The 14,277-nt window shown below is 63.3% G+C and carries 16 protein-coding genes; 11 read left to right on the top strand and 5 right to left on the bottom strand.

Annotated elements, in window-relative coordinates:
- Positions 1-86 precede the first annotated feature (86 nt).
- Positions 87-539, bottom strand: a complete 453-nt coding sequence (locus AC1DS5_RS14105; protein WP_477718888.1) for an Lrp/AsnC family transcriptional regulator — start codon at positions 537-539, stop codon at positions 87-89.
- A gap of 185 nt (positions 540-724) precedes the next feature.
- Between AC1DS5_RS14105 and AC1DS5_RS14100 the strand changes: the two genes are divergently transcribed.
- The 8 genes from AC1DS5_RS14100 (at position 725) to AC1DS5_RS14065 (ending at position 7,884) form a co-directional block, all read left to right on the top strand.
- Positions 725-1,810, top strand: coding sequence for an ornithine cyclodeaminase (locus AC1DS5_RS14100; RefSeq protein WP_477719047.1), 1,086 nt, complete (start codon positions 725-727; stop codon positions 1,808-1,810).
- 20 nt (positions 1,811-1,830) lie between these two features.
- Complete coding sequence (gene rocF, locus AC1DS5_RS14095) at positions 1,831-2,757, top strand: arginase (protein ID WP_477718887.1); 927 nt, start codon at positions 1,831-1,833, stop codon at positions 2,755-2,757.
- Between the two features lie 98 nt (positions 2,758-2,855).
- Positions 2,856-4,250, top strand: coding sequence for an argininosuccinate lyase (argH, locus tag AC1DS5_RS14090; protein ID WP_477718886.1), 1,395 nt, complete (start codon positions 2,856-2,858; stop codon positions 4,248-4,250).
- Between the two features lie 72 nt (positions 4,251-4,322).
- Complete coding sequence (locus AC1DS5_RS14085; RefSeq protein WP_477718885.1) at positions 4,323-5,093, top strand: basic amino acid ABC transporter substrate-binding protein; 771 nt, start codon at positions 4,323-4,325, stop codon at positions 5,091-5,093.
- Between the two features lie 35 nt (positions 5,094-5,128).
- A complete protein-coding gene (locus tag AC1DS5_RS14080; RefSeq protein WP_477718884.1) occupies positions 5,129-5,896 on the top strand; it encodes an amino acid ABC transporter permease in 768 nt (255 codons plus the stop codon).
- A complete protein-coding gene (locus AC1DS5_RS14075; protein ID WP_477718883.1) occupies positions 5,874-6,605 on the top strand; it encodes an amino acid ABC transporter ATP-binding protein in 732 nt (243 codons plus the stop codon). The genes AC1DS5_RS14080 and AC1DS5_RS14075 overlap by 23 nt, the downstream gene beginning before the upstream one ends.
- A 153-nt stretch (positions 6,606-6,758) precedes the next feature.
- Positions 6,759-7,235, top strand: a complete 477-nt coding sequence (locus AC1DS5_RS14070; RefSeq protein ID WP_477718882.1) for an Lrp/AsnC ligand binding domain-containing protein — start codon at positions 6,759-6,761, stop codon at positions 7,233-7,235.
- A 97-nt stretch (positions 7,236-7,332) separates the two neighbouring features.
- Positions 7,333-7,884, top strand: coding sequence for a DUF3617 domain-containing protein (locus AC1DS5_RS14065; RefSeq protein WP_477718881.1), 552 nt, complete (start codon positions 7,333-7,335; stop codon positions 7,882-7,884).
- A 295-nt stretch (positions 7,885-8,179) separates the two neighbouring features.
- Here the strand turns inward: AC1DS5_RS14065 and AC1DS5_RS14060 are convergent, their stop codons facing one another.
- Entirely contained in the window at positions 8,180-8,896 is a 717-nt protein-coding gene (locus AC1DS5_RS14060; RefSeq protein WP_477718880.1) for a YggS family pyridoxal phosphate-dependent enzyme, read from the bottom strand.
- Between the two features lie 50 nt (positions 8,897-8,946).
- On the opposite strand from AC1DS5_RS14060, the gene AC1DS5_RS14055 reads away from it, so the two are divergent.
- The 3 genes from AC1DS5_RS14055 (at position 8,947) to AC1DS5_RS14045 (ending at position 12,276) form a co-directional block, all read left to right on the top strand.
- Complete coding sequence (locus AC1DS5_RS14055) at positions 8,947-9,990, top strand: type IV pilus twitching motility protein PilT (RefSeq protein ID WP_305638300.1); 1,044 nt, start codon at positions 8,947-8,949, stop codon at positions 9,988-9,990.
- A gap of 147 nt (positions 9,991-10,137) precedes the next feature.
- On the top strand, positions 10,138-11,274 hold the full coding sequence (locus AC1DS5_RS14050) for a PilT/PilU family type 4a pilus ATPase (RefSeq protein WP_477718879.1): 1,137 nt from the start codon (positions 10,138-10,140) through the stop codon (positions 11,272-11,274).
- A gap of 87 nt (positions 11,275-11,361) precedes the next feature.
- Entirely contained in the window at positions 11,362-12,276 is a 915-nt protein-coding gene (locus tag AC1DS5_RS14045; protein WP_477718878.1) for an NAD(P)-dependent oxidoreductase, read from the top strand.
- A gap of 105 nt (positions 12,277-12,381) precedes the next feature.
- Here the strand turns inward: AC1DS5_RS14045 and AC1DS5_RS14040 are convergent, their stop codons facing one another.
- The 3 genes from AC1DS5_RS14040 to AC1DS5_RS14030 form a co-directional block, all read right to left on the bottom strand.
- On the bottom strand, positions 12,382-13,053 hold the full coding sequence (locus AC1DS5_RS14040) for a BON domain-containing protein (RefSeq protein ID WP_477718877.1): 672 nt from the start codon (positions 13,051-13,053) through the stop codon (positions 12,382-12,384).
- Positions 13,050-13,649, bottom strand: a complete 600-nt coding sequence (locus tag AC1DS5_RS14035) for a phosphoheptose isomerase (RefSeq protein ID WP_477718876.1) — start codon at positions 13,647-13,649, stop codon at positions 13,050-13,052. The genes AC1DS5_RS14040 and AC1DS5_RS14035 overlap by 4 nt, the downstream gene beginning before the upstream one ends.
- 136 nt (positions 13,650-13,785) lie before the next feature.
- Positions 13,786-14,253, bottom strand: a complete 468-nt coding sequence (locus AC1DS5_RS14030; RefSeq protein ID WP_477718875.1) for a YraN family protein — start codon at positions 14,251-14,253, stop codon at positions 13,786-13,788.
- Between the last annotated feature and the right edge of the window lie 24 nt (positions 14,254-14,277).

Genomic DNA, 14,277 nt, shown 5'->3' with positions numbered 1-14,277 from the left:
ACAATATGATGAATAAATCAAACCACCGAACGCCCAAACCGGCGAAGCATGCACCGTATGCATCCTGACGTCCTGACGTCCTGGCGTCAGGTCGGCAGGCTGCTTTGCGACTTGATTTCTTCCATGCAAATCATCGATCGCACTCCGGAAACACCCGGCACCTGCATCAGGCGATCCGTCAGGAACAGGGACAGGCTTTTCAGGTCGGCCGCCACCACCTTGAGCAGGTAGTCAAAGTCGCCGGAGATGGTGTGGCATTCGACGATTTCTGAGAAAGCCATCACATTGCGCTCGACCTCGCGCACATTGCGAAACTGCTCGCGGTCCAGCGACAGGCTCACAAAGGCCGTGACCTCCAGCCCGATGGCCGCAGGCGACACCAGGGCGGCATAGCGGCGGATCACGCCTTTCTCTTCCAGCGTACGCACGCGCCGCAGGGTTTGCGGTGCCGACAGGTGAATGCGCTCGGCCAGCTCCACATTGCTCATCCGGCCGTCGTCCTGCAGCCATTTCAGAATATTTCTATCGTAGGCGTCCATCAATCACTCCGGAATGGTAATTTTGATTTTTATGAAATTTTATTTCTTAAATCATCATAAACACGCATCAATAGGAAATCAAATTTCCAGCCATCCGACCTAAGATTGTGTATCGCCACCCGCCAGGCGGGCCCTGTACAAAAGTGCCCGCAGCCGGGTGGTTTGCCTGACAAAGAAAGAAAATGATGGTTGCTTTTATTGGTACGAATGATTTGCAGGAGCACCTGGCGACAACCCGCCCCGAAGGTGCCATCGGCGAATTGGTGCGCATGATTGACGAGGATTTCCGGCGCTGGCCGCAGTTCGACAAGACGGCCCGCGTGGCCAGCCACTCGCCGATCGGCGTGATCGAGCTGATGCCGATTTCCGATGGCCGCCAGTACGCCTTCAAATACGTCAACGGCCACCCGCAAAACACCCGCGACGGCCTGCTGACCGTCACGGCGTTTGGCGTGCTGTCGGACGTGGACACCGGCTACCCGCGCATCCTGTCTGAACTGACGCTGACCACGGCGCTGCGCACGGCCGCCACCTCGGTGCTGGCCGCCCAGCATCTGGCCCGGCCCGACAGCCGCTGCATGGCCCTGATTGGCAATGGCGCGCAAAGCGAGTTCCAGGCCATCGGCTTTCACTGCCTCATGGGCATCGAAGAACTGCGGGTCTATGACGTGGATCCGCAGGCCACCGACAAGCTGGTCCGCAACCTGCTCGCCTACCCCAGGCTGCGTATCTACCGCGCCAGCTCGATCGCCGACGCGGTCCGCGGCGCCGACATCGTGACCACCGTGACGGCTGACAAAACCAACGCCCTGATCCTGACGCCCGAAATGATAGAGCCCGGCATGCACATCAACGCCGTGGGCGGCGACTGCCCGGGCAAGACCGAGTTGCACGCCGACATTCTTTACGCCGCCAAAGTGGTGGTGGAGTACGAACCCCAGTCACGCATCGAAGGCGAGCTGCAGCAGATGCCGCCGGACTTTGCGGTGACCGAGCTGTGGCAGGTGCTGAACGGGCAGGCGACCGTGCGCACCGATGCCGCCCAGGTCACGGTCTTTGACTCGGTGGGCTTTGCGCTCGAAGACTTCTCCGCCATGCGTTACCTGGAAAAACATGTGCTGAAAGACACTTCGCGGGTGCTCGACCTGATTCCCGAACTAATGGACCCGAAAGACCTCTATGGCATGGGCATGGCCCGTACCGCGCCCGCACCGGCCCCCGACCCCGTCACCGCAGGCACCCCGAACCGCAGCGCTGCGGCGGCCTGCTGATCGAACCGCAGAAATCCATTGTGAAAACCATCCACCTGATCGGTGCGCCCACCGATATTGGCGCCAGTGTGCGCGGCGCGGGCCTGGGGCCCGACGCCCTGCGGGTCGCCGGCCTGCCGCAGGCGCTGCGCGATCGCCAGCTGCACGTCATTGACAGCGGCAACCTGGCCGGCCCCCCCAACCCCTGGGAGCCGCCACGGGACGGCTTTCGCCACCTGCCTGAAGTGATTGCCTGGAACCAGTCCATCTACACCGCCGTGAACGACGCGCTGGCGGCCGGCCAGCTGCCGGTGCTGCTGGGCGGCGACCACTGCCTGGCCATCGGCTCCATCAGCGCCGTGGCACGCCACTGCAAGGCCGCCGGCAAGCAGCTGCGCGTGCTGTGGTTTGACGCCCACGCAGACACCAACACCGCCCACATCACGCCCAGCGGCAACATCCACGGCATGCCTGTGGCCTGCCTGCTGGGCCACGGGCCCGAAGCGCTCACCCACCTGGGCGGCGAGGTCGCCCTGCAGGCACGCGAGCTGCGCCAGATCGGCGTGCGCAGCGTCGACGCCGAAGAGCGCGCCTTTGTCACCGAACTGGGGTTTGAAGTTTTTGACATGCGCTACATCGACGAATTTGGCATGCGCGCAACGATGGAGCAGGCGCTAGCGGGCGTGGACAGCAACACCCACCTGCACGTCAGCTTTGACATGGACTGCATGGATCCGGAGATTGCGCCCGGCGTCGGCACCGCCGTGCGCGGCGGGCCCACCTACCGCGAGACCCAGCTGTGCATGGAAATGATTGCCGACACCGGCTACCTCGGCTCGGTCGACCTGGTCGAGTTGAACCCGGCGCTCGATGTGAGGAACCAGACCGCCGAACTGGCGGTGGACCTGATCGAGAGCCTGTTCGGCAAGTCCACCCTGATGCGGCAGACGCCCGCCGCCGGGCTCTGACATAACTCAAGGCCCCTGGCGACACAGCAACCCACACACAAAGAACAAACAGAGAACAAACAGAGAACAAACCGAGAAAAAGAGGAGACAAAAGCGACATGTTTGCAGAAGCAAAAACTGAGGCCTGGTCCGGGCGCTTTGCCGCGCCGATGGACGAGCTGCTGACCGACTACCAGCAATGCCTGGACATCGACATCCGCCTGGCCGGCGTGGACATTGACGGCTCCCTGGCCCATGCCGAAATGCTGGCCAGCATCGGCGTGCTGTCCGGGCAGGACCTGGCCGACATCCAGCGGGGCATGGCCAGTATCCGCCAGGAAATCAGGGAAGGCGTGTTCCCCTGGGCCAAGGACCGTGAAGACGTGCACATGAACATCGAGCACCGCCTGACGCAGCTGATCGGCGATGCCGGCAAGCGGCTTCACACCGCGCGCTCACGCAACGACCAGGTGGCCACCGACCTGCGCCTGTACACCCGCCATGAACTTGATGGCCTGTGCGACGAACTCAAGGAACTGGTCACCGTGGCGCTGGACCTGGCTCGCACGCATGCCGCCACCATCATGCCGGGCTGCACCCATCTGCAGATTGCGCAGCCGGTGACGTTTGGCCACCACCTCATGGCCTATGTCGAAATGTTCCTGCGCGACATCCAGCGCGTGCGCCAGGCGCGTGAGCGCCTGAACGAGCTGCCATTGGGGGCGGCCGCGCTGGCCGGCACCTCCTTCCCGATTGACCGCCATTTCGTCGCCGGGCGGCTGGGCTTTGCCGGGGTCTGCCGGAACTCGCTGGATGCGGTGTCGGACCGGGATTTCGTGATTGACGCCTGCAGTGCCGGCGCACAAATCATGATGCATTTGTCGCGGCTGTCGGAAGAGCTGGTGTTCTGGTCCAACCCGCTGATCGGCTTCATCGAAATCGGAGACCGTTTCTGCACCGGCTCGTCCATCATGCCGCAGAAGAAAAACCCCGACATTCCAGAGCTGGCGCGCGGCAAGGCCGGCCGGGTGTTCGGCAACCTGGCCAGCGTGCTGGCCGTGATGAAATCCCAGCCCCTGGCCTACAACAAGGACAACCAGGAGTCCAAGCAGCCGCTGGTCGACACGCTCGAGACCGTGCGCAGCTCGGTCCGGGTGTTCAGCCGCCTGCTGCCTTCGCTGGGCGTCAACCAGGAGCGCATGCGCGCGGCCGCCGGCGCCGGGTTTTCGACCGCGACCGACCTGGCCGACTACCTGGTCCGCCGGGGATTGCCTTTTCGCGAAGCGCATGAAGTGGTGGCGCTGACGGTTCGCCGCTGCATCGAATCCGGCAAGGATTTGAGCCAGCTGACCCTCGAGGAATTGCGCCAGTTTTCCCCCGTCATTGAGGCCGACGTCTTCCAGTCGGTGACGCTGGAGGGTTCGGTTCTGGCCAGAAATCATGTCGGGGGGACTGCACCCGCTGCAGTCACCAGCGCCATTGAGAGTGCCCGGCAACGGGTAGCAGCGGCCTGACCGGCCGCCGCATGCCAGGTTTTGTTTTTATCCCACGTTGACACTAACTATTTTTATTCACCGGAGAACTTCATGAGCTTGAAACGCCTAGCCAGTCTTGCCTTCACCACCCTTGCGCTGTTTGCCTCAGGTCTCAGCAGCGCCCAAAGCCAGGAACTGGTAGTCGGCTCCAGCGCCACCTACCGGCCGTTTGCCTACGAAAGCCCGAGCAAGGACATCGTCGGCTACGACGTGGACATGATCAAGGCCATCGCCCAGAAGGCGGGCCTCAAAATCAAGATCGTCAACACCCCCTGGAGCGGCATCTTCGCGGCCCTGAACAACGGCGACCTCGACCTCGTGATCTCCGGCGTCACCATCAACGACAAGCGCAAGCAGTCCTATGACTTCACCAGCCCCTACTTTGAGGCGCGCCAGCTCATTGCCGTGCACAGCAACAGCCCCGCCAAAAGCCTGAAAGACCTGGCCGGCAAGAAGATCGGCGTGGTCAACGGCAGCACCGGCGACGACATGGCCTCGCGCGAGTTCGGCAAGACCAACCCCGACATCCGCCGCTTCGAGAGCACCCCCGTGGTGATCTCCGAGCTGGCCAACAACGGCCTGGATGCGGCCATCGGCGACAACGGCGTCATCGCCTTTCGCGCCCAGGAGCACAAGCAGCTCAAGACCGTGAGCGACCCGGCCTTTCCCAAGGAGTACTTCGGCATCGTCGTCAAGCAGGGCAACAAGGCCTTGCTGGACAAGCTCAAYGCCGGCCTGGCCGCGGTGAAGGCCGACGGCAGCTATGCCCAGATCTACAAGAAGTGGTTCCAGGCTGAGGCCCCCGTGCTGCCGGCCCAATAAGCGCCGGCAACGACTGGGTTCACGCYTTTTCCTGTATGGAGCAAGTCCTCTGGTTCGGCTGGTTTCGCGCCGACATCATTTCAGAATACGCCGTGCTGTTCTGGCGCGGCCTGCAGATGACCATCACCGTCACGCTGATCTGCATCGTGCAGGGCACGGCGCTCGGCCTGGCCATCGGCATGGCGCGCCTGGCGCAGGCGCGCCACGCGCCKGCCCGCCAGCTGTGCCAGTACGCCCTGCGCTGGCCGTCCACCGTGTATGTCAGCTTTTTCCGCGGCACGCCGCTGTTTGTGCAGATCCTGCTGATCCATTTTGCGGTGCTGCCGCTGTTCATCAACCCGGCCGACGGCCTGCTGATTTCGGGCGAGAACGCGCGCCACATCAAGCAGAACTACGGCGCCTTCCTGTCGGGCGTCGTGGCGCTGACGCTGAACGCGGGCGCCTACATCTCGGAGATCTTTCGCGCCGGCATCCAGTCGATYGACAAGGGCCAGGTGGAGGCCGCGCGCTCGCTGGGCATGCCGTTTCCGCGCACCATGTACCACGTGGTGCTGCCGCAGGCGTTTCGCCGCATGCTGCCGCCGCTGGGCAACAAYGCGATTTCGCTGCTGAAAGACTCGTCGCTGATCTCGGCCATTGGCCTGGCCGAGCTGGCGTATGCCGCGCGCACGGTGGCCGGCGCCTATTCGCGCTACTGGGAGCCCTACCTCACGATTTCGCTCATGTACTGGGTGCTGACGCTGGGCCTTGCTTACCTTGTGAAGAGACTGGAGGCTCGCTATGGACGAGGTGATTCGCGTTAACCGGCTGACCAAGCAGTTTGGCCATCTGCCGGTGCTGCGCGGCATTGACTGCAGCATCAAGGCGTCGGAGGTGGTGTGCGTGATCGGGCCGTCGGGCTCGGGCAAGAGCACCTTCCTGCGCTGTCTCAATGGCCTGGAGGACGCCAGCGGCGGCGAGGTGCTGGTGCATGGCGTGTCGGTRCATGAGCCSGCCACGGATGTGGATGCGCTGCGCGCGGAAATCGGCATGGTGTTCCAGCGTTTCAACCTGTTTCCGCACAAGACGGTGCTGGAGAACATCACGCTGGCGCCGACCAAGGTGCGCGGGCTGACCGCGCTGGARGCGCGYAACCGCGCCAGCGAGCTGCTGGTGAAGGTGGGCCTGCTGGACAAGATCAATGCCTACCCGAACCAGCTCTCGGGCGGGCAGCAGCAGCGCGTGGCGATTGCCCGGGCGCTGGCGATGCAGCCGCGCATCATGCTGTTTGACGAGCCGACCTCGGCGCTGGACCCGGAGATGGTCGGGGAGGTGCTCAATGTCATGCAGGCCCTGGCCGAGGAAGGCATGACCATGGTCGTCGTCACCCACGAGATGGGCTTTGCCCGCCAGGTGGCGGACCGCGTCATCTTCATCGATGAGGGGCTGGTGGTGGAGGAAGGCAGCCCGGAGGCCATCTTTACCACGGCGAACAGTGAGCGGACGCGCGCCTTCCTGAGCAAGGTGCTGTAGACCGAAAGCCAGGCAGAGTCCGGCCCCCTGCCTTCCACGTCATGCATGGCGTGGTGCGGGGGCCCGGGAATTTGCACGGGCCACGCAGGAAAATGCAGGCGAGCGACGCAGCAGCAGCGGGGCTACACTGAAGCCCCCAAACCCGCATTCCCCATGCAATCTTCCGTCAGCCTCGATCGCATTGACCTCAAAATCCTGAGCATCCTGCAGGAAGATGGGCGCGTTTCCAACCTCAAGCTGGCCGAGAGCGTGGCCCTGTCGCCCACCGCCGTGCTGGCGCGCGTGCAACGGCTCAGCCGGGACGGGTACATCCTGGGTTACGCGGCCCAACTCAATCCGATGAAGCTGGGCGCCGGCATGATGGTGTTCGTGGAGGTGTTGCTGGACCGCACCACCCCCAATGTGTTTGAAGCCTTCAAGGCGGCGGTGCAGGTGCACCAGGAAATCATGGAATGCCATATGGTGGCCGGCGGCTTTGACTATCTGCTCAAGACCCGCATGGCCGACATGGCAGCCTACCGCTCGTTTGCCGGCACCGTGCTGTGGCAATTGCCCGGCGTGCGCGAGACCCGCACCTACGCGGTGATGGAAGAGGTGAAAAATACCACGCGGCTGGCGCTGGGTGTGTGAAGGTGACGGCGAGGGGTTGCAAACCGGTGCGTGCCGGCAATAATGCGGGATCGATGCGAGATCGCCCTCCAAACTTGTCTTTTCAACAAGGATGCCCATGAAATTCAACCCCGCATTTCTGGTCACGATCGCACTGGCCATGACCATAGCCACCGGCGCCGCCGCGCAAACCATGAAACCGGGTTTGTGGGAGATCAACAACAAGATGCAACCGGGCTCGGGCTCGGGCGAGATGGAACAGGCCATGGCCAACATGGACAAGCAGATGGCCGGCATGCCGCCCGAACAACGCAAGCAAATGCAGGACATGCTGGCCAAACAGGGCATGGGTCAGGGTGGCGCCGGCGGCATGAGCATGAAGGTTTGCATGACCAGGGAAATGGTCGAGCGCAACGAAATGCCGTCGCAGCAGCAAGGCGACTGCAAGACCACCCACTCGCCGCGCAGTGGCAACACGATGAAATTTTCCTACACCTGCACCCAACCGCCGTCCAGCGGCGAAGGCCAGATCACCTACGTGAGTGACACCGCCTACACGATGAAGATGGCGACCATCGCCACGGTCAGGGGCAAGGCCGAGAAGATGAACATGGACGCTTCGGGCAAATGGCTGTCGGCGGACTGCGGCAATATCAAGCCGAAGAAATAGCCCCCACGGTCGCTCACTGCGTGTAGCTCCCTGCCCCCCGAGGGGGCCGCTGCGCCTGCGGCCCGGCAAAGCCGGTTCCGCGGCCCCTGCTGGCTGGAGAGATGCCACTTCTTGGCCCCACGGTCGCTCACTTCACACCCGATCGTCCTGAGCCTGTCGAAGGATGCCCCCGAGGGGGCCGCTGCGCCTGCGGCCCGGCGAAGCCGGTTCCGCGGCCCCTGCTGGATTAGAGCCTCACGCAGCTTCCCGTCGCCCCGAGGTATCGAAGGGCAGTGCCATCTGGCGGAACAGGGGCTCATCTCTTTCCGAAGATCGCGGTGCCCACGCGAACCATGGTGCTGCCGGAATGGATGGCGGCCTCCAGGTCGGCCGTCATACCCAAGGACAGCGTGTCCATGGGTGCAGGCAACACGCCTGCCGCATTTATCTGGTCAAAAAGGGCTCTCGTTCTGGCGTGGATGGCGCAAGCAGCTAGAAAATCGGTAGCAGGCTCGGGAATCGCCATCAGCCCCCGCAGCACAAGGCGTGGCAATTGCGAGACGGCCTGCGCCAGCGCCTGGACATCTGCGGGCGCGAGGCCCGACTTGTTCGCGCCGCCATCCACATTCACCTGCAAACAGATCTGCAGGGGCGGCAGATGGGGCGGCCGCTGCTCACTGAGGCGTTGCGCAGTCTTCAGCCGGTCGACCGACTGAACCCAATCGAAGTGCTCGGCCACCAGCCGGGTCTTGTTGCTTTGCACCGGCCCGATGCAGTGCCACTCCAGCGCGGCAGGCGCGCCGGCCTGCGCCGCTTGCCAGGCGCGCAGCGCCAGAATTTTCTCCACGCCCTCGGCAACGTAGTTTTCTCCAAACGCACGCTGCCCGTCCGACATGGCGTCAATCACGGCATCGGCGCCAAATGTTTTGGAAACCGCCAGCAGGCGCACGCTGGCCGGATCGCGCCCCGCGGCCACACACGCCGTGGTAATCCGGTCACGGACAAGCTGGAGGTTGCGCACAATCATGGTCATAATCGAACTGTAAACTCAGATTCAACCTAGACTTCCAAGGATCCCCCGGGATGGACATTACGCAGCTGCTGGCCTTTAGCGTCAAAAACAAGGCGTCCGACTTGCATCTGTCGGCAGGTTTGCCACCCATGATCCGCGTTCACGGCGACGTGCGGCGCATCAACATCGACCCGCTGGACCACAAGCAGGTGCATGCCATGGTGTACGACATCATGAACGACACCCAGCGCAAGAACTATGAAGAGTTCCTGGAGGTCGACTTCTCCTTTGAGATTGACGGCCTGGCGCGCTTTCGCGTCAATGCCTTCAACCAGAACCGGGGTGCCGGTGCGGTGCTGCGAACCATTCCCTCCAAAATCCTGACGCTGGAGCAGCTCAACGCGCCGAAGATCTTTGGCGACCTGGCGCTCAAGCCGCGCGGCATGGTGCTGGTGACCGGTCCGACCGGCTCAGGCAAGTCCACCACGCTGGCGGCCATGGTCAACTTCCTGAATGAAACCGAATACGGCCACATCCTCACGGTGGAAGACCCGATCGAGTTTGTGCACGAGTCCAAGAAATGCCTGATCAACCAGCGCGAGGTCGGCCCGCACACGCTGAGCTTCAACGCCGCGCTCAAGTCCGCCCTGCGCGAGGACCCGGACGCGATTCTGGTGGGCGAGATGCGCGACCTGGAAACCATCCGGCTGGCCATGTCGGCCGCCGAGACCGGCCACCTGGTCTTCGGCACGTTGCACACCTCGAGCGCCGCCAAGACGATTGACCGCATCATCGACGTGTTCCCCGCCGAGGAAAAGGAAATGATCCGTTCCATGCTGTCGGAGTCGCTGCAGGCCGTGATTTCGCAAACGCTGTGCAAGACCAAGGACGGCGCGGGCCGGGTGGCCGCGCACGAAATCATGCTGGGCACCAGCGCTATCCGCAACCTGATTCGTGAAGCGAAGGTCGCGCAGATGTACTCGTCCATCCAGACCGGCAACAGCGTGGGCATGCAAACGCTGGACCAGAACCTGACCGAGCTGGTCAAGCGCAACGTGATTTCGCCCGCGGAAGCGCGCGGCAAAGCGAAAATACCGGAAAACTTTCCAGGCTAGATATATGGCCCCCACGCTTGTCACTTCGTGTACTGCGCTGCCCCCCAAAGGGGCTAATTTTTCTTGGGGCGGCCCGGCGAAAAATTGCATGGCCCACAATTGCGCCTCTTCGGCAGCCACTGAATCCACTTAACAGGAGGTGCTCTCATGGAGCGCGATCAAGCCAGCAAATTCATCCACGACCTGCTGAAGCTCATGGTCAGCCGCAGCGGCAGCGACCTGTTCATCACCGGCGACTTTCCGCCGGCCATGAAGGTGGACGGCAAGGTGACCAAGGTCTCGCCGCAGCCGCTCAATGCCGGCCACACGCTGGCCCTGGCGCGCGCCATCATGAACGACAAGCAGGCGGCGGAGTTTGAACGCACCAAGGAATGCAATTTCGCCATTTCACCGCCAGGCGTGGGGCGCTTTCGCGTGAACGCCTTCGTGCAGCAGGGCAAGGTCGGCATGGTGATGCGGACGATCCCGGCCGTGCTGCCCACGATTGACGGGCTGGGCGTGCCCCAGGTGCTCAAGGATGTGGTGATGAGCAAGCGGGGGCTGACGATTCTCGTTGGCGCCACCGGTTCGGGCAAGTCCACCACACTGGCGGCCATGGTGGACTGGCGCAACGAACAGTCGTTCGGCCACATCATCACGATTGAAGACCCGGTGGAGTTTGTCCATGCGCACAAGAACTGCGTGATCACGCAGCGCGAAGTGGGCCTGGACACCGACAGCTGGGAAGCCGCGCTGAAAAACACCCTGCGCCAGGCGCCTGATGTGATCCTGATGGGCGAGATCCGCGACCGCGAAACCATGGAGCATGCCATCGCCTTCGCGGAAACCGGCCACCTGTGCCTGGCCACGCTGCACGCCAACAGTGCCAACCAGGCGCTGGACCGCGTGATCAACTTCTTCCCCGAAGAACGCCGTACCCAGCTGCTGATGGATTTGTCGCTCAACCTCAAGGCCATGATTTCGCAGCGGCTGGTTCCCAAGCAGGATGGCAAGGGCCGCTTTGCGGCGGTCGAGGTCATGCTCAATTCACCGCTGATCTCCGACTTGATCTTCAAGGGCGAAGTTTCCGAGATCAAGGAGATCATGAAGAAAAGCCGCAACCTCGGCATGCAGACTTTCGATCAGGCGCTGTACGACGCCTTTGAAAGCCACTTCATCACCTACGAGGATGCGCTGCGCAACGCCGATTCGGTGAACGACCTGCGTTTGCAGATCAAGCTCAATTCGCAGCGCGCCAAGTCGACCGACCTTGCCGCGGGCACCGAGAATTTCGCCATCGTATAACCCATCAGGGCCGAGCCTGTCGAGGCCCCCAACCTCCGAACGCCTGTCGACAAGCTCAGGGCAAAAGGACAGCAGAGTCAACACGCCGTGAGCAGCACCAACGCCAAAACCTACGAACCGTCTTCCCCACGCAAAGTTGCATTCCTCGGCCTGGGTGTGATGGGCTATCCCATGGCCGGCCACCTGGCGCTCGCGGGCCATCACGTGACCGTGTACAACCGCAGCCCGGCCAGGTCGACGGCCTGGTGCGCTGAATTTGCGGCCACGGCCCGGCCGTCCAGTGCGACTGTGCCGCGCCTGGCAGCGGACGGAGCCGATGTGGTGTTCAGCTGCGTCGGCAACGATGATGACCTGCGTTCCGTCACACTGGGCCCGGACGGTGCCTTTGCGGGCATGAAGCCCGGCGCGGTCATGGTGGACCACACCACCGCCTCGGCCGATGTCGCTCGCGAGCTCCATGCCGCCGCCAACCAGCTCGGACTGCACTTCATTGATGCGCCGGTATCCGGCGGCCAGGCGGGTGCGCAGAACGGTGTGCTCACCGTGATGTGCGGTGGCGAGGCGGCAGCATTCGAGCGTATCAAGCCGGTCGGCATGGCCTTTTCCAGGGCTTTCACACGGATGGGCGAAAGCGGTGCGGGCCAACTCACCAAGATGGTCAACCAGGTCTGCATTGCAGGCCTGGTGCAAGGCCTGAGTGAAGCCATCGCCTTTGGCCAGAAAGCGGGGCTGGACATGAACCAGGTGCTTGATGTGATCGGCAAAGGTGCAGCCCAAAGCTGGCAGCTCGACAACCGCGGCAAAACCATGGCGGCCGATCAGTTCGATTTCGGCTTCGCGGTTGACTGGATGCGCAAAGACCTGGGCCTGGTGCTGGATGAAGCCAGGCGCAATGGCGCACGCCTGCCCGTGACGGCCCTGGTGGACCAGTTCTATGCCGATGTGCAGGCGATGGGCGGGCGACGCTGGGATACGTCCAGCCTGATCAGGCGCCTGAAATAAGAAGGCGCGCTGTGGGCGATCGCCGCCCTGTCAAACAGCACCCTGTCAATGGCAGCTGGCGATGAGCTCCGTCGCTTTGCCGGGTCGCCGATCTTGATCAGCCCCTCAATTGCTGGCGGGCTTGGCGGCGGCAGGTTGCGGCTGGGCGGAGGCGGCCCCCACCCGAATGCGCGCCAGCTCTTCCTCGCTGATGATCTCGAGGAGCCGGACGACTTTTTGCACGCCTGGCGTGGCGCGAACCATTTCGGTGGCCCGGTCGGATTCGCGCTGGGTCACGCGCCCCATCAGGTAGGTCGTGCCCCGCTCGGTGACCACCTTGAAGGAGTTGGCCTGCAGATCCCGCGCATCGACCAGCATGGCCTTGACACGACCAGTCACCAGCAGGTCCGAGGAGCGCTCCATCAGCGACGGGCTGTCCAGGACGGCCAGTTCATTGACCACCGACACCACGTTCTCCACGCGCGAAACCACCTGTTCAACCAGCTGCTTGTCCTGGGCATTGGGCACCTCGCCCGTCAACAGCACCTGGCGGTTGTAGCTGGTGACGCTGACGCGCACGCGCGTACCGAGGTTGCTGCGGATTCGGCTGGCAGCCCGCAACTCGATGCCTTCATCCTCCAGCTGTGCACCCGAGGTGCGGCGGTCGGTCACCACCAGCGCAGTCCCCGCCGCTGCCCCGCCCATCACCAGGGGCACGCAGGCTGTCAGTCCTGCTGCCACGGTTGCCGTTGCACATGCAAACAGAGCCAGTCGCCTCATCATCACGGAATGCTTCATGCGGGATTCTCCTGATCGCCAAGTAACTGGGTGTCCACGCCATCACAGATGCAGTGGAGGACGAGAAGGTGCACTTCCTGGATGCGCGCGGTCCGCTCGTGCGGCACGCAGATATGCACATCGGTTTCGCGCAAGGCATGCGTCATCTTGCCGCCGCCCCGGCCGGTGAGTGCCACCACGGTCATCTCGCGCTCATGGGCCGCCTCAATGGCCGCCAGCACGTTGGCCGAGTTGCCGCTGGTGCTGATGGCGAGCAACACGTCGCCAGCGCCGCCAAGCGCACGGACCTGCTTGGAAAAAATCACATTGAAATCGTAGTCGTTGGCAATCGCCGTGATGATGGAACTGTCCGTCGTCAGGGCTATGGCACCCAGCTCCGGCCGCTCCCGCTCATAACGGCCCACGAATTCGGCGGCGAAGTGCTGGGCATCCGCCGCCGAGCCGCCATTGCCGCAAGCCAGTACCTTGCCGCCGCTGGTCACGCTGGCAAGGATGGCCTGTACGGCCGCAGCGATCGGTTTGGACAAGACGTGCGCTGCCTGGTACTTGAGGTCGGCGCTGTCGATGAAGTGCTGTTCAATACGTTGTTCAAGCATGCGTCAATGATAGCGGGTCACGAGGAAGGCCTGCCCCCCGGAAGGAGCAGGGACCCGGCAAAGACCAACATGGTTACAAATCCCCCCGGCCCCGGCTGCGCCGCAGCGGGTGTTTTGGCACCCGCGTCAACTCTCGTCAGGAAGCATCGAACGCGGCGGGCAGCCACTCGAGGCGGCCATTCTCACCCTCACCCTCACCCTGAGCCTGGCCCTGCTTCAGCGCCCCATGCACCAGCACCACATCAAAGCGGCAGGGCGGGGGACTGGCAAAGCGCATCAGGTAGTGGCGGGCCGCAAAAATGATGCGTTGCTGCTTGGCCGGGCTGATGCTGGCGGCGGCACCCCCATGCGAGGCGCCCGATCGCTGGCGGACCTCGACGAACACCAGCGTGCCGTCGGGCGTGCGCATCACCAGGTCAATCTCGCCTCCACCGCGCCCTGGCGTCCGATAATTGCTTTCCACGGGGATCAAACCGGCCCGCGCCAGAAAGACCTGCGCGGCCGACTCTGCAGCATCACCCCGGGACTTGGTGGTAACCTGCCCTGGCTGCGCCCGAGAACCGTCCGGCGGCGGCTTGACAACCTGTTTTCTGGAAAACCACATTGAACGCTTCTTTCGACTTGGCTC

Source organism: Polaromonas sp. P4_H1 (assembly GCF_056400945.1).
This window is presented reverse-complemented; position numbering and strand designations above follow the sequence as displayed.

What these genes read in the sequence shown, in the direction of transcription:
- AC1DS5_RS14105 (WP_477718888.1), bottom strand. Translation starts at nt 539, where the DNA reads ATGGACGCCTACGATAGAAATATTCTGAAATGGCTGCAGGACGACGGC.
- AC1DS5_RS14100 (WP_477719047.1), top strand. Translation starts at nt 725, where the DNA reads ATGGTTGCTTTTATTGGTACGAATGATTTGCAGGAGCACCTGGCGACA.
- argH (WP_477718886.1), top strand. Translation starts at nt 2,856, where the DNA reads ATGTTTGCAGAAGCAAAAACTGAGGCCTGGTCCGGGCGCTTTGCCGCG.
- AC1DS5_RS14070 (WP_477718882.1), top strand. Translation starts at nt 6,759, where the DNA reads ATGCAATCTTCCGTCAGCCTCGATCGCATTGACCTCAAAATCCTGAGC.
- AC1DS5_RS14065 (WP_477718881.1), top strand. Translation starts at nt 7,333, where the DNA reads ATGAAATTCAACCCCGCATTTCTGGTCACGATCGCACTGGCCATGACC.
- AC1DS5_RS14060 (WP_477718880.1), bottom strand. Translation starts at nt 8,896, where the DNA reads ATGACCATGATTGTGCGCAACCTCCAGCTTGTCCGTGACCGGATTACC.
- AC1DS5_RS14055 (WP_305638300.1), top strand. Translation starts at nt 8,947, where the DNA reads ATGGACATTACGCAGCTGCTGGCCTTTAGCGTCAAAAACAAGGCGTCC.
- AC1DS5_RS14050 (WP_477718879.1), top strand. Translation starts at nt 10,138, where the DNA reads ATGGAGCGCGATCAAGCCAGCAAATTCATCCACGACCTGCTGAAGCTC.
- AC1DS5_RS14040 (WP_477718877.1), bottom strand. Translation starts at nt 13,053, where the DNA reads ATGAAGCATTCCGTGATGATGAGGCGACTGGCTCTGTTTGCATGTGCA.
- AC1DS5_RS14035 (WP_477718876.1), bottom strand. Translation starts at nt 13,649, where the DNA reads ATGCTTGAACAACGTATTGAACAGCACTTCATCGACAGCGCCGACCTC.
- AC1DS5_RS14030 (WP_477718875.1), bottom strand. Translation starts at nt 14,253, where the DNA reads ATGTGGTTTTCCAGAAAACAGGTTGTCAAGCCGCCGCCGGACGGTTCT.